The 14,682-nt window shown below is 56.2% G+C and carries 10 protein-coding genes and 1 pseudogene; 4 read left to right on the top strand and 7 right to left on the bottom strand.

Annotation, left to right across the window (positions count from 1 at the left end; all coding sequences use genetic code 11):
• The first annotated feature begins 768 nt into the window (after window positions 1–768).
• The 3 genes from ACTQ4R_RS08370 to ACTQ4R_RS08360 all read left to right on the top strand — a co-directional run bounded on the left by ACTQ4R_RS08370 (window position 769) and on the right by ACTQ4R_RS08360 (window position 4,407).
• Window positions 769–2,055, top strand: a complete 1,287-nt coding sequence (locus ACTQ4R_RS08370) for a hypothetical protein (protein WP_441627652.1) — start codon at window positions 769–771, stop codon at window positions 2,053–2,055.
• Between the two features lie 145 nt (window positions 2,056–2,200).
• Window positions 2,201–3,163, top strand: a complete 963-nt coding sequence (locus tag ACTQ4R_RS08365; protein WP_441627650.1) for a helix-turn-helix transcriptional regulator — start codon at window positions 2,201–2,203, stop codon at window positions 3,161–3,163.
• Between the two features lie 2 nt (window positions 3,164–3,165).
• The gene (locus ACTQ4R_RS08360; protein WP_441627648.1) at window positions 3,166–4,407 is read left to right on the top strand and encodes a PD-(D/E)XK nuclease family protein; all 1,242 of its coding nucleotides are present in this window, start codon (window positions 3,166–3,168) and stop codon (window positions 4,405–4,407) included.
• 176 nt (window positions 4,408–4,583) lie between these two features.
• Here the strand turns inward: ACTQ4R_RS08360 and ACTQ4R_RS08355 are convergent.
• Window positions 4,584–4,757, bottom strand: a pseudogene (locus ACTQ4R_RS08355) (tyrosine-type recombinase/integrase); the annotation flags it as partial.
• A 111-nt stretch (window positions 4,758–4,868) separates the two neighbouring features.
• Here ACTQ4R_RS08355 and ACTQ4R_RS08350 point away from each other — a divergent pair.
• The gene (locus tag ACTQ4R_RS08350) at window positions 4,869–5,888 is read left to right on the top strand and encodes a Gfo/Idh/MocA family protein (protein ID WP_441627646.1); all 1,020 of its coding nucleotides are present in this window, start codon (window positions 4,869–4,871) and stop codon (window positions 5,886–5,888) included.
• 464 nt (window positions 5,889–6,352) lie between these two features.
• Here ACTQ4R_RS08350 and ACTQ4R_RS08345 read toward each other — a convergent pair whose 3' ends face one another.
• From ACTQ4R_RS08345 to ACTQ4R_RS08320, 6 genes are all read right to left on the bottom strand, one after another.
• Window positions 6,353–8,164 carry an ABC transporter ATP-binding protein gene (locus ACTQ4R_RS08345; RefSeq protein ID WP_441627644.1) on the bottom strand — a complete coding sequence of 604 codons (1,812 nt, stop codon included), beginning with the start codon at window positions 8,162–8,164 and terminating at the stop codon, window positions 6,353–6,355.
• Window positions 8,165–8,193: 29 nt separating this feature from the next.
• The gene (locus tag ACTQ4R_RS08340) at window positions 8,194–9,393 is read right to left on the bottom strand and encodes a nucleotidyltransferase domain-containing protein (protein WP_441627642.1); all 1,200 of its coding nucleotides are present in this window, start codon (window positions 9,391–9,393) and stop codon (window positions 8,194–8,196) included.
• Window positions 9,390–9,677 (bottom strand): PqqD family protein, encoded by a 288-nt coding sequence (locus ACTQ4R_RS08335; protein WP_441627640.1) that lies wholly within the window; start codon window positions 9,675–9,677, stop codon window positions 9,390–9,392. Before ACTQ4R_RS08335 ends, ACTQ4R_RS08340 begins: the two co-directional genes overlap by 4 nt.
• Entirely contained in the window at window positions 9,677–10,408 is a 732-nt protein-coding gene (locus ACTQ4R_RS08330; protein WP_441627638.1) for a hypothetical protein, read from the bottom strand. Before ACTQ4R_RS08330 ends, ACTQ4R_RS08335 begins: the two co-directional genes overlap by 1 nt.
• A 92-nt stretch (window positions 10,409–10,500) precedes the next feature.
• Window positions 10,501–10,731 carry a hypothetical protein gene (locus ACTQ4R_RS08325; protein ID WP_441627636.1) on the bottom strand — a complete coding sequence of 77 codons (231 nt, stop codon included), beginning with the start codon at window positions 10,729–10,731 and terminating at the stop codon, window positions 10,501–10,503.
• Between the two features lie 15 nt (window positions 10,732–10,746).
• Window positions 10,747–14,574, bottom strand: coding sequence for an InlB B-repeat-containing protein (locus ACTQ4R_RS08320; protein WP_441627634.1), 3,828 nt, complete (start codon window positions 14,572–14,574; stop codon window positions 10,747–10,749).
• Window positions 14,575–14,682 lie beyond the last annotated feature (108 nt).

Below are 14,682 nucleotides of genomic sequence, written 5' to 3'. Positions count from 1 at the left end.
CCTCCTTGTCAGCGACACACAATACCATCCTCTGACCTTAATAGCCATCCCAACAAGGCAGAGTTATCAAATTGTTATCAATTGGGTTTTGAACTGAGCCACGGCTTATTCTTTGTTTTGCCACGCAATTTTTGAGGGTGTTCGCCTGCCCAAAAAGGCACCTTCCGCTCTGGCGCTCGGCAGAGCGGAAGATGCCTTTTTGCTCACGATAGCATATCTTTCGGGGCATGACCCCCATTATTTTCTTACAGGAGTAGGCTTTGGGGGATAACGACCGCAGAAGTAATATCATTCTTTCAATTTTGACCCCATTTGGGTACACCCTGAAAACCCCCATAACTGCCCGCATTGCGGGCAGAAGTGACCGAACAGAGCGTCGCACTTGACGCCTGTTCTTTATCCTGCCTCAGCTTTCGTCCTCCGTCGGCTCCCGGAAACCGGCCCAAATCCGTTCTCACAGCCCTGGCCGGTGTCTGTTCCCGATTCTCCCGGCAAAGTCGCACACAACGGCTCACAAGGCCAACCAAGGTGTGAATGGACACTCATCGTTCCCTCCTGTGCCAATAAGTTCTTCTTTGATTACAGCGGTGCATTTTTTGCACCAGCGTTCCGCTGCGTTCATGCACCTTTCTCAGCACTCCGAATCCGAGCTGTACAGATTTTTGTACAAGCCTGTGCTCTATTATGTTTTCACAAAAGCGATTTAAAATCGTAATCTCAGAAACCAACGTTGGCCCAAAAACCGCATGAATCGGAGGGAATATTTCCATGGGGGAAGAATTGATGCGCAAAGTCTGGGGCATCTGCGCAGACCGCTATGGTGCTGCTTTGCCGGATATCATTTTCAACAGACTGCAGCAGGAGCTTCAAAATATTACCGTAAATGGCTTTTCCGAAGACTACTTGTCCACAAGCGGCATCTGCCTGGAGCTCCAGCACCGCAACGCATTACAGATCTGTCTTGGCACGGTTGGCAACTCATTTGTCGCCTACTTGTTAGGTATCACAGAGATCAGTCCCCTCCCGCCACATTACCGCTGTCCTCACTGCAAGCGGGTAACCTTTGTATCGGACGTTTTGGATGGATTTGATTTACCGCCGCAGGATTGCCCTGTCTGCCGCACTCCCATGGAAGGTGACGGACATCATTTGCATACCGCATGGTTCACCGGGTGGGATGGAACTTGCCCACCAGCCTTTGGGGAGTTTAGGATGACTCCGAAGGGAATCCAAATAACAGAGCAGGCTTTGAAAAAACATTCTCCTCTGACACCGCTTGTATTCAGCAATGGCCGGTTCGCAGGCTGGTATCTTTGCAATTCAGAAAACCTGCGTCATGCGGAGTGGATACATCTCGCATATCCCGGACGTCCAAACCATATTGTACCGGGAGTGAAATACGACTGCGATCTGCCTGCGCCGCGTATTCTTGTCCATGACAGTGTTTTTTTAAGAAAGCTGGAATGGCTATCGGACGTTACCGGCGTTGAGCTATCCTCGATCCCGATGAATAACCCGGCTATATATAACGCATTTTGCAGAGCAATTGAGTATGATACCGCTGACGCAGGTAATCTGCTCTGCACAACAGGTCTTTGCGCTTCGGAGGAACTGCTCAGTGACAGATTTACTCTTTGGAGACAGGCTTCCAAGAGCGGATTATCTTTTTCCAGACTTGTCTCGCTGTATGGCGTTATGCATATAAGCGTTCGCCATTCGAGTGCATTGGATTTGTCCACAGCGTTGACATTCAGTGACCGCGATTCCGTGATGGAGTATCTGATCCGTCAGGGTCTGCCCCCAAAGGACGCTTTCCAAACAGCTGACAATATGCGGTACGGGAGATTTGCCCACATGCCAGCAGATGCATACCCCGTTTTTATACAGGGAATAAACGATGACGGCTTCTTTTTTCATGCGGCGCAAAACACGGAATATCTGTTTCCCAGAGCGCATAATTCAGCTGTCGTTATGAATGCTGTGCGACTGGCCTGGTTTTCCATTTATGAACCAAGTGCTTTTCGGGAAGTACAGGACATTGCCCACACTCCATGAGAAATCTTCCGTCCAACTTTGATGCGAAATCATCGGGGCGCTGGTAAACAGTAGCCGCCTATGCTTCTTCGCTCGCAGGCGTTGGACAAATTTACACACATATGTTAAGATACAGGCAACGATCAGAGTGGGAGTGGATGTCATGATGACAGATCGGGCCAACGCCATCTGCCTTCTTCAGATTTTGAAAGAATATTCTGATGAGAACCATATCCTGTCCATGCGGGAGATCATCGGAAAACTGTCTGCTTTGTATGATATGGAACTGGACCGCCGCACCGTATACAGCGCCATAGATCTGCTGTGCAATCTGGGGTATGACATTTCTGTTTACGATGAAAACAAGAAGGGCTATTATCTGCGCAGCCGCGAATTTGAGGCTGCGGAAGTGCGTCTCCTGATGGATGCGGTCTATTCCTTCGATTATATTCCGGCCAAGCAAACACAATATTTGATTCAAAAGCTGCAAGGCTTTCTCAGTGTTCATGAACGAAAGCAGTATAAAAATCTGACAGTTGTAAGGCAGGAGCGAAAAACGCAGAATGCGGAGGTCTTTCTGAATATTGAGCTTTTGGATGAGGCCATCTCAAAAAAGCAAAAAGTCTCATTTACATATCTGGAATATGGGCTGGACAAGCAGCTCCACCCTCGGAGGGAGAAGCCCTATATCGTCAGTCCTTATGGAATGGTATGTGAGAACGAGCATTACTATTTGATCAACATCAAAGATAGTTTTTCAACGCCCAGCCTGTACCGGATCGATTTGATGAGGGACATCTTCCTTCTGAATGAACCTGTTGCCATCGATGCCAAAAACGCCTGTTTGGACTCCGTACAAAAGGTGACCTATGCGTTTGTGGGAAAGCAGGAAGAAATCAAACTGCGCTGTGAGAATTTCACACTTCGGTATGTGCTGGACCGGTTTGGGACGGATGTTCGGATCACGAATAACCATGACGGCACCTTTACCGCCAGTTTCTCCGCTTCTCCGAATGGCGTCAAGTTTTGGGCGCTGCAGTACCTCCCTTATATAGAGGTTCTGTCCCCGCAGTCCTTGCGGGATTCCGTCATCGACAGCATCAAAAACAACAAGTATCTGGAGGTGTAGCCATGTATAGCGGCAGTCCAAGCACATCAAACGAGATCTCAGATAAAGAGGCGCTGCAGAACTTGTTGCTGGACATCCAGTGCCTGGATAAATTGTCAAAATGGAGCAATCGTTTTAATCTTTTTGACGTTCTGAAAATATCCGGCACCGAGATCCGCCACAGCAACGTGCTGGCATGGCTCCTTGATCCTAATGAGAACCACGGTCTCGGGGATGCTGTCCTGCGGAGGCTTTTGCAAACACTGGTGATCAATTCGCCCCAGGCAGATGTTTTTCATTCCCTCCTGATGGACCTGTATGGATTTACCGTTTTGCGGGAGTGGGGGCATATCGATCTGCTTGCAGTCTCTCATGAAGAAAGATTCCTGCTTTGCATAGAAAACAAGGTTTTTTCCGGGGAACACGATCATCAATTGGCCCGATATCAAGAGCTTCTGGAAAAAGAGTACCCTCAATATCACAAAATTTTTGCATTTCTCACGCCGGGCGGTACAGAGCCAGAGGAGGAAAGCGCCTGTGGCACTTGGCAGTCGATCAGCTATGAGCAGATCATAGAGGTGGTAGAGGCTGCCAAGTCCGAAAAGACGCTGTCCGCAGAAGTCTCATTTTTTATTGACCAATATTTGGATGCAGTCAGGAGGCATATTGTGGGAGACCGTGAGCTTGAAAAAATTTGCAGAGAGATCTATGCCAAACACCGTCAGGCGCTGGATCTGATTTATGAAAATCGTCCGGATACTGCTTCGCAGATTTCCTCCATCGTACAGGAATGGTGCAAGGAGAAAGCCCACACAGGCGGGATCAGTTTTGATCCCCAATATTCTGGAAAAGCGTACATTCGATTCACTACACCGTATATGACGAAACTCTTGCCTGAATTTGAAGAGGAAAAGAGCGGTTGGAACTCAAAAAGCATGTACTACTATGAGGTAGTCAACTATGGAAATTCTATCAAAGTTGTTTTGACCGTCGGTCGTGACAATCTCTCCGCACACCAGATGGACTGCTGTGAACAGCTGAGCACACTCTTAAATCAGCCGGACAAAAAAGAGGCGTGGCGTTGGAAACGGTTGTTTGCTACACGTCGGCACAGCATAAAAGCTGATCCTTTAACGGACGATTTGCATAAGGAACTCTTTCAGGCTATGGATCAATATTGGGAACAAATCGCTGATTTTGAGCATAAAACTTGTACAGCGATTGAACAATCTTCCCAAACGCTTGATGGGAACCTTCCCGTTTGATCATGGGAGATTCCTGTCTTCACCGCCACTCTATGGCCTGACCCAAGCCTTGACCCATACGGGAATAATTACAGAAAGCACCAGCCGGACAATTTAGCATGTCCAGCTGGTTTTTTGCTCTTTTCTATCATTTTTTTGTGGAGCATGGGTCAAATTTTCTGTCCAGTTTTCGGGGTTCAGCCATTTGCTGCCACTCTCAGAACTCCTCCCATGGTATTGGCTGCTTCTTTCTGTGCAGAGGTAGTGACATGGGCGTAGGTGTCCAGAGTGAATCCAGCGGAGAAGTGGCCCAGCATCCCGGAGACCGTTTTGATGTCTACGCCGTTCTGGAGGGCTAGCGTGGCGAATGTCTACTGAATAAACCGCTTTGCGGTTTATTCGCGCGGCGGCAGCCGTAGCAGTTTGTGAAAAAACGACGCGCGCACCGGGAAGGGTGCCAACAAACATGAAGGAGAGTTGCTATGAAAGAAGTAAAAGTCGGTATTGTCGGCCTGGGCCGCCTGGGCTCTGTCCATGCTGAAAACCTGGCGTTCAAGATCCCCGGCTGCAAGCTGGTCGCCGCCTGCTCACTGGTTGAAAAGGAGCTGGAGTGGGCGAAGGAGTACCTCAAGGTGGACTTCGTCACCACCGACTACAAGAAGATGGTGGATGAAGCGGACATCGAGGCCGTTGTCATCGTCTCCTCCTCCCCGGAGCACTGCTGGATGATCGAGTACGCCCTGGACGCCGGCAAGCACGTGTTCTGCGACAAGCCTCTGGGCTGCTCCCTGGAGGAGTGCAAGCGCGCCGAGGCCGCCGTGGAGCGGCATCCGGACAAGCTGTTCTTCCTGGGCTTTATGCGCCGCTATGACCCGTCCTACGCCCATGCCAAGGCGCAGATCGACGCGGGCAAGATCGGCAAGCCCTATCTGGTGAAGGCCACCGGCCTGGACCCCGAGGCTCTGGTGGAGAGCTGCATCCAGTTCTCCAAGACCTCCGGCGGCATCTTCATCGACGCGGCCTCCCACGACATTGACCTGATGCGTTGGTTCCTGGACGGCGAGATCACCGAGGTCTACGCGGCCGGCACCACCTTCAAGCACCCGGAGTTTGCCGAAAACGGCGACACGGAGACCGGCATGGCCATGCTGAAGCTGGACAACGGCACCGTCGCCTTCCTGCATGTGGGCCGCACCGCGCCCCACGGCTACCACACCGAGACGGAGATCGTGGGAACCGAGGGCCATATCCGTGTTGCCGGTGTGCCCTGGAAGGACCGCACCATGATCTATGACCAGTACGGCGCGCGGCAGGAGATCGTTGAGAACTTCCCCCAGCGCTTCGCGGAAGCCTACCTGCTGGAGATGGTGGATTTCATCGACTGCATCCAGAAGGACCGCAAGCCCGAGCTGACGGTCTACGACGGCACCAAGGCCACCATTGTCACCTACGCCATCACCGACTCCTTCCACAGCGGCAAGGCCGTCCAGGTGAAATACTGAGCGCCTTTATAAAAAATATCGCCAGCGGCGGACGGGAATACTCCCGTCCGCCGCTTAGGCTGTCGAAAAAGCCCGGCGGACTTTTTCGACAGCCTGCACAATGCCTCGCTTTTTTGTCTGCTTCGCAGTCCAAAAAGCTGCCGCTGTGCGGCGCCAACGCCTGCGGCAGGCGTTGGCAGGCATTCGATTCAACACGAGGGGTCTCCCGCCCCCTCGTACTCCCCCTGCGAAACGGAACGCTTTTTCTCCAAACAGAGGTTTTTCGACAAGCTGAGCGGCGGACGGGAATACTCCCGTCCGCCGCTGCTTTTTGCCCGCGTCGTGGAGGAACGGAGGCGGTTTACCGTGCGGACAGCGATTTGCCATTCCCCGCGGAACGGTGCCTGCAAAAACCAGCATAACACGGAGGGCAGCATCTCTGAAATTTTCGTACTCTCCAAGGGCTATCAGCAGCGGCTGGACCCTCAGAAGTCCATGGCCATGCGGCTGGCTTCGTCCTCATCCAGCTCGGTCACTTGCTTGTCTACCACGCGGTAGACCCGCTGGCACAGGCTCAGAACACTGGGGCGGTGGGTGGTGACGATGCAGGTTTTGTTGGGCTTGCGGGTCACGATGTTTTTCAGCACCCGCCGCTCCGTGGCAACGTCCAGCGCCGAGGTGGCCTCGTCCAGCAGCAGGACCGGAGCGTCCCGCAGCACGGCTCTTGCAATGGCGACCCGCTGCGCCTGGCCCTCGGAGAGGCCGTGCCCCTTTTCACCCAGCTTGAACTGGATGGTGCCCGGCAGTTTTTCAACAAACTCCCAGGCGCAGGCGGTTTTCAGCGCCTCGATGATCTCCTCGTCGGTGGCGTCCTCCCGGACCATGCGCAGGTTTTCCGCGATGGTGCCGGAAAAAACGGTGTTCCCCTGGGGAACGTAGGCAAACAGGTGGCGGGTTTCGGCGTTCATGGGGACCTCCACGCCGTCGGAGGTCTGGATGACCACATCGCCCTTCTGGGGACTGATGAGGCCCAGAAGCAGCCGGATCATGGTGGTCTTTCCTTCGCCGGAGGGACCCACCAGGGCCACGATCTCCCCCGGCTTTGCCGTGAAGCAGGACTGCGCGATCACATTGTCGCCGGGCGCGTACGCGAAATCCATGTCCCGCACGTGGATGGAAAAGCCCTTGTGAGCGTAAGCGTCCAAGGTACTGCTCTGGGGAATGTGGACCTCTTTGGGCAGCTCCACCAGCTCGCGGATGCGGTGGGCGGAAACGGAGCTGCTCAAAAACGACGGGACGATGCCCACCAGGTTGTTGAAGGCGGTGGACAGCCGTGACCGCTGGGTCAGAAACAGCGTCATGGTGCCGTAGGTGATGGAGCGGTTCCACAAAAGCCACAGGCAGTAGAGAAACGCCGCCATCTGCACCAAAAGCCCCAGAATGGACAGCAGGGCGTTGGTCTTGATGGTGAACAGGTTGTACTGCAGGGTGATGTCCTTGAATTTCCGCTGCCAGTCCCGGAGCTTTTGCCCGTACTGGTCGGAGATGCCGAAGGACTTGACGGTGTCGAAGTTATAAAAGGTCTCCACCTCAAAGGACACCATGCTGCTGTTCATTTCCCGGGCCTTCTTCCGGTAGTCCCGCTGCTTTTTGATGAGGAACTTTGACATGAGCAGCATGAACGGGGCGCTGGCCAGGGACAGCAGCGCCATCACACGGCTGTAATGGAAGATCAGGAGGAACGTGGCCAGAAAGCTGTACGCCGCGATGATGACCGTGGGGAGCCAGCTGATGGCGTTGCCGCTGACGGTGGTGACATCGCTGTTGAAGCGGTTCAAAATATCGCCGTTGGAGAACTGGCTGACGGACAGCCAGTCCGCGTCCAGGATCTTGTCGAAGATGTCCGCTTGAATGTCGTTGTTGATAAAAATGCTCAGACGGGCTGAGATCCGGCTGATGACGCTGCTGAACAAAAGGGTAAACAGCGAGCTTCCCACCATGACGCCGATGAGCAGGGAGAGCTTTTCCGTCTGGTAGCCGGTCACGATGTCGATGAGGTACTTGCTGGCCACGCTGCTGACGATCCCGAAGGAGGAGCTGGCGATGCCCAGCAGTGTGTAAAAGAGGATGGCGCCCTTGTAGCGCTTGCTGTACGAGAGGATCCAGCGCCAATCGGCCAGGATCTCGCCGAAGGTCCCGCTTTTCCACCGCTGGAGCAGGATGGCGGCGGAGTGAAACATGGATTCTTTTTTCTGCTCCTGGTCTTTCCCGCTTTCTTCCGGGTCTAACATCGTCATCCGCTCCTTTCCTTGTGGGGCAGCCACTGTCACAGGCCCCAGCGGTCGATGAGCTGTTTGCGCTCTTCGATCACGCTCCGCTTCGCGAAGGGCTCCGCCAGAAGGGCCTTGCTCTGGCTGAACTTGTGGCGGGCGGTATAAAACCACCGGTACACCCAGGCGGCAGGCAGCAGCCAGGGCCGTCCGTCCACAAAATGATACCATGGGACCAGCTGCATGTCCCTGTACGGTGGAAACAGCTTCTGCCAAGTAAGGGCCAGCGCCGTCTGCCAGTAAGGTGCCTCCGCACGGCTGAGCTCCTTGGCGGAATGGGCCGCTTCGTTTTGCCCGTTGTGCAGGCCGAAGGTGCCGTCCCGGAAGACCTTGTCCGTCACTTCTTCGAAGAAGGCCTTCTCCAGCGGGCCGGCGGGCAGCGGCATCTCCACGCCGAACCAGCGCCGGCACAGGGCGAAGCAGGTCCGGGTGAAGTCCAGCAGCTGCAGCCGCTCCAGCTCGGCCTCCAGAAAGGTCCAATCCAGGCCCCGCTCCTCCCGGGTCATGAACACCATGTCCAAAAACGCCCGGAACCCCATGCCGTTGTTGATGATGTGCTTCGCCGTGTGGCACATGAGATAGAGAAAGTGGAGGTTGGGCTCCGGCGCCCAGGCACCGTTTTCGCCTGTGGGGTGCGCAGTGTCCCAGACACGGGCGAAATAGCTCCGGTAATCCACCTGGTTGGAGAGGTATTCGTAAAACATGACATTGTGGACCTCGAACATCATGGTGGGGCTGGTGTAGGTCCAGACCGCGTGATTGTCCACATGCTTTTGGTAGCCCAGCGACAAAAAGACCCTGTCCGCGGCCTCCTTGTCCTGGTCATGGACCAGAATGTCCCGGTCCCCCATGGTCCGAAGCTCCGGGTGGGGCCAGTACCGCCGCAGCACCTCTCCCTTGAAGGGCAGGTAGGGGACCTCTGCTGCGGCCAGACGCTCCCCCGCCTGGGCCAGGGCGGCGGAGCCGTTGACGGAGCCGTACACCGCGCTGTAAAACCCCCGGTGCAGCCGCTTGAGGGCGGCGGAGTCCGGCGGCAGGAACGTCCGGCACTGGACGTAGAGGATACCGCCCAGGGATTGCTCCTCGGCGTACCGCGCCACCGCCTCCCAGTCCACCGCCTCCGCCGGTGGGGCGGAGGGCCGCCGGTGGACGCAGTCCCGCAGCAGCCCCAGAAAACAGCGCTGCTCCGCCGTCATGAGCCGGCCTCCTCTGAAAGCAGATACCCCTTTTCCCGCAGGTCCTTCAAAAACTGCTCCAGGTCCCGGCGGACGATGTCCACCGGTGCGTCGTACTCCGCCGCCACCGCGGCGGCCACGTCCTCCTCCGGGAGCTGCCGCTCCAGCAGGCGCCAGAAGCACGCCGCCGTCTCGTTGACCTGGTACACGTAGGGGCAGTGCCGGGCGGCGTCCAGGGTGGCCAGCAGCAGATATTCGCCGCAGACCTCCGCCAGCACCACGCCGGGTCTGATGGGATACCTCATTACACATTCTCCTTCCCGCACAGGGTGTCGTGGGTCAGCCGGGCGGAGGCCTCGTCCCCCACGTTCACCAGCTTCCAAACGGGGACCGCCCGCAAAAGCCGGTCCAGCATGGCGGCGGTCTGCCGCAGCTCCGCCTCCGCCGCAGGCTCGTAGAGAAACTGGGTGTACAGCGGCACCACGGCCTCCGGGACCGGCAGGGGGCGGATGGAGTTGTCGGGGCCCTGCTCCAGACAGACGATGCCCGCCAGCCTGGCTGCCCGGCCGCCGGGGAGCCGCTCCTTTCCCATCCAGGGGGAGGGATGGACCAGGATGTCTCCGTCCTCCCGGAATTCCAGGATGGGCTTGTCTCCGCAGATGAGGCGGACGCTGTCCCCGAAGAGCTGCTTCCAAAGGCGGTATTGGGTGGTCTTGCCGACGCCGCTGGGGCCGGTGAGCAGATACGCCCGGTCCCCCACGGCCAGGGCCACGCCGTGGAACAGGCAGCGGCCGTAGGGCAGCAGCAGGGAGGCAAAGCGAGCCAGCAGCAGATTGTACTCCGTGAAGGGGAGGCTGCCGAACTCCGGCTGACGGCGCCGCAGCTCTTCGGGGTCCACAGCTACCACGGCCGGGTGGCCCGCCGGACCGGCGGTCGCGGAAAAGTCTTGAAAATAAAGGGCGCAGGCGGGCACCTGGAAACGCAGGCGGAAGCTCACGCCGCCCAGGGTAATGGTCCGCACCAATGGTTCGTTCATAGCCGCCTCCTGCTGCGAGATTGGAAAACGCGGGGGGACGGTTCCCCATCCCCCCGCGGTGCGTCATGGATCAGCCGCGTCTTGCCAAACGCTTATTTCAGAAGCAGTACCCAGGTATCCGGATTCTCCATGTCAAAACCGGCACAGACGACCTTTCCGTCTACGATAACGCCCTCCTTAAGATACCCCCCTACATCCAAAAGCCATCGTGCAAACTCAGGGGAAGCATCAACGACGCCCATGGCGCCATCTTGAGAATGGGTGATCGTAATGCCGCCGGATTCTTCTTTCCATTGCGGCGCTGTATAATCTCCTCTTGCCATCGATCGTCACCCCTCTCAGTTAATGGATACCGCGGTGATATTGGAAGGAATGCCCACCTTGGTAATACCGCTGCCGGCCCACTTTCTAAAGGTGTTGTCTCCCAAGTAGACCTTCATCGTCTTGTTGCCAGTGACTTTCACGCCGTCCAACGTCACAAAGTAGCCCTCTGCCGTATAGCTCTTATCCTTTCCGATATAGCTATGGGCGGTGCTATCGGGGTCTACTCTGCTGGTGGTAACAGCCAGATAGCCCGTTTGGCTCGTAACCTCACTGAATACATCAGGGAGCGTGTAGGTTTCCTTGGCGGCATTTTTGACAGTCCAGCTTGTGGAATACGCCTTGGTGGCCTCAACCTCCGTCGGAGATTCATAATCCGCACTAAGGCCCGAGATTTTGCTGGAAGTAACGTCCAGGCCCACGCCCAGATAGTTTTTGTCGTCAGTGGCCGTCAGCAGGTACAGGTCCACGATTTCGTTGCTGTTATGCGTATCGTATACCACGTACGTAGCGGGATGCAGATAGGTGCTGGGGACTTCTTTCAGATAATAGGTCCTGCCGGCCTCGGGGGTGATGGCTGTGCCATTTGCCGTATCAGCATTGTTGCCGTTCCAGGCGTTTGCCTGGCCGGTGTAGGCAACAGAGCCGCCTACCACATGGTCGGTTTCAACCGAGGGATCCGCTCCACCATAGGCGGAGTAATAGCCGCCGTAGAGGAAGCCTTCCGTGACGCAGGCCGCCAGGTTGTAGGTCTTGCGGTCATTGTTCCAGTGACCACGGTCCTGGTCGTTTGCACTCTCATCATCGTTGGTGCCGTCAATCCGGACCTTCTGCAAAGAGACCGTATCGCTGCCGGCATTGCTGTGGAACACATAGAAATAGCCGGTATTCTTTACGGTGATGTTGACGGTGCTGTTTCTGTAGCTTAGAGTAACCTTACCATTGGTGGGGTCCGAAATCTGGTTGCCCTTTGTGTCACAGAAGTACGCCGTCAGCGCTTGACCGTCGTCGTCGTAAGCGACCTTGAAGCTGAAGGAATCCTTCAAACCTTCATAGCCCTTGGGAGCCTGGGTCTCCTGAATGGTGTAGACAGTATCCGTCTTGATATTATTCTTGCTAAAAGTACCCGCTTCAAACGACTGCGGTTTGCCTTCCGCCTCGGTGATCTGGAATCGCGCCCCACTCACAAGATTTCCGAGGGCATCCACCTTCTGCAACAACAGCGCGTTGTTATCACCCTTGGCCCACTGCGCATACAGGGTGGTATTCTCGTTCAAAGACAACGGATCGCCAGGCTGATATTGCTTACCCGTGCCGTCCTTCTTGGTATTCCATCCGAGGAAATTATATCCAGCAATTTCAGGAGTGGTTACGCTTCCTCCGACCCCGTCGGATTTGCCAACGGTGATCAGCGTACCCGCGTCGACTTCATAACCATTAGGAACGTTAGGAGGCATGTTCACGCCGCTGGGAACATTGGGGTCATAGCTGATCGTGACTTTCCCGCGCTTCAGCAAAACGCCGTCAACGTGCCAAGTGCAATCGTAACGCAAGAACCCAGGCTTCTCATCAAACTTCTGCACATACCAAAGGATATAGTCGGTTTCGGAGTTATAATCGGGATAAACCTTTTCAATATCATCATCAGTGGGCAACTTCCACAAGGCCGCCGCAACATCGTTATCTACATAATTCTGGCCTTCCTTAATCGGCTTTGTCGTATCGTTATCAATAAACCAGCTCTGGTATCTAATGGCGTTGTCAATTTTGATCCCGCCTGAATAGTCACCGGGGTCCTGCCTGGTATTAGGTTCATACGGAATGGCGCCATCAAGGCGGATAAAGAAATAGGCCGTCCTAAAATCATAATACGCATGAACATAATTCTTCCAACCAGTTCTCTTACTATTATCAGGCAAATTCTTCGACCACGCGGCATACAGTGTCGTATCCTGATCCGGCATATCATAAGAGGAGCCGGGGGTATAGACCTTCCGGTAATTCTCGGTTCCCTCATCAAACAAGCCAGATGTTTCCGTCCAGCCCATGAAGGAATAACCGTCCCTTGTGCCCGTGTAACCCGGCAGCGTCACTTTGGAGCCGGCAGCCGCGCGGATCTGCTCGGGTTCATCCGCGCCGGTACCGCCGTTTACGCCTAAGGTCAGGCCCACAAGGCCGTCCGTATAGTCGTAAACGAAGTAGATGGCGGTCAAAATCTTCGGATTAGTACCGTCAGCGGCAGAAGAATACCAGAAACTGCTATTTTGATAGCGGATATACTGAATTGAGCCTCCGGTCTCACTGTTGGCGTAAACATCCACGTATTTGTAACGACCGTCATCGATTGTCGGGCGATATTTATCGATGCTCACCCAGCTATTCTCGATCGTTGTCGAAACAGGATTCGTCACAAGTGCCTCGGGGATCTCTTCGTATTTGTTGCTGACAATGTTCTTGCTGACCACGTGAACAGTCAGAGAGGCAACATTGCTATACGTAATGGTGAAGGTAGAGAAGCTGCTCACGGTGAACTTCGCCACGATAGGCGGATTCTCCTTGAATTCCTTCTGAAGTTCCTTGGCATCTTCGCTGTTCAGCCAGTCTTTCAGGCCTTCCAGCCAGCTCTCGGCTTCCTTCAGCCAGGTTTTGGCCTCCTCCAGCCACTCTTGCACGGCGTCCTCGTCCACGGTGACCATGCCGCTGCTGCCGCCGTTGCGGTTGGTGACGAACTCCAGCACCGGCTCCTCACCGAAGCTCTTGTTCACATGCTGGATGGTGATGCTGCTGTCGGGATTCATGTCCGCAAAGGGCTGGGTCAGCTCGATCTGCACATCCACGGAAGCTTTCGGCTCGATCTTCTCGCCGGCGGCGTCCAGGATGGAGATGTCCAGAGCGACAAAGCCCTTGCCCTCGCCGGGATTCACCAGCTGGTAGGCCTCCTGCCAGGCGTCGTCCGCCTCCGTCAGCGCGGTGACGCTGAGGGTGGAACCTTCGGGGATCTCGGCGTCCTCGTCCAGGGTGACGGTCACATTATAAATGCCGTTGCTGGCGGTGAGCTTGCCGGACATGTAGGAAACGGGCTCTTCGGGCTGCTCCACGGGAACCTCGGGGGTCTCGGCGGGGGTCTCGGGAGTCTCAGTGGGGGTCTCGGGAGTCTCGGCGGGAGTCTCGGGAGTCTCGGCGGGAGTCTCGGGAGTCTCGGGAGTCTCGGCGGGAGTCTCGGGAGTCTCGGCGGGAGTTTCGGGAGTCTCAGCGGGGGTCTCGGGAGTCTCGGCGGGGGTCTCGGGAGTCTCGGCGGGGGTCTCGGGAGTCTCGGCGGGGGTCTCGGGAGTCTCGGCGGGGGTCTCGGGAGTCTCAGCGGGAGTCTCGGGAGTCTCAGCGGGGGTCTCGGCGGGGGTCTCGGCGGGGGCCGCGGGAGTCTCGGCGGGGACCTCGGGAGTCTCCTCAGAGCCAACCGTACCGAAAGAGCCGCCCAGGCCCGCGCCAGGTTCGGTCGTACCCGCGCCGGGCTCGGTCGTGCTCACACCGGGTTCAGTCGTACCCGCACCGGGCTCGGTCGTACCCGCACTGGGCTCGGTCGTACCCGCACTGGGCTCGGTCGTGCTCACACCGGGTTTAGTCGTACCCGCACTGGGCTCGGTCGTACCCGCACCGGGCTCGGCCGTACTCGCATCGGGTTCAGTCGTACCCGCACCGGGCTCAGATGTACCAGCAGAGGGTTCCGCCACAGTCTTCTGGACTGCGGGGCCCTCTTCCACTTCTGCTGCGATCGCCGCCATGGGCAGGCATTGCACGCAAAGTGCCAGTGTCAGCAGCAACACCAGCACCCGTTTCAGTTTCTTCATGTGCTACCTCCTAAAATTGTACTGAACCGCTATTGACCGTGGGATTTGCGGCGGGTCCCCTCCGCGGAGCCTCCTTCACGAAGGGCACTCCGGCGGCCCGGCATACAG

This window comes from Dysosmobacter sp. Sow4_B12, from assembly GCF_052116665.1.
GTDB lineage: Bacteria > Bacillota > Clostridia > Oscillospirales > Oscillospiraceae > Oscillibacter.
Note: the sequence above shows the minus strand (reverse complement) of the source record. Positions and strands in the feature narration are given on the sequence as shown.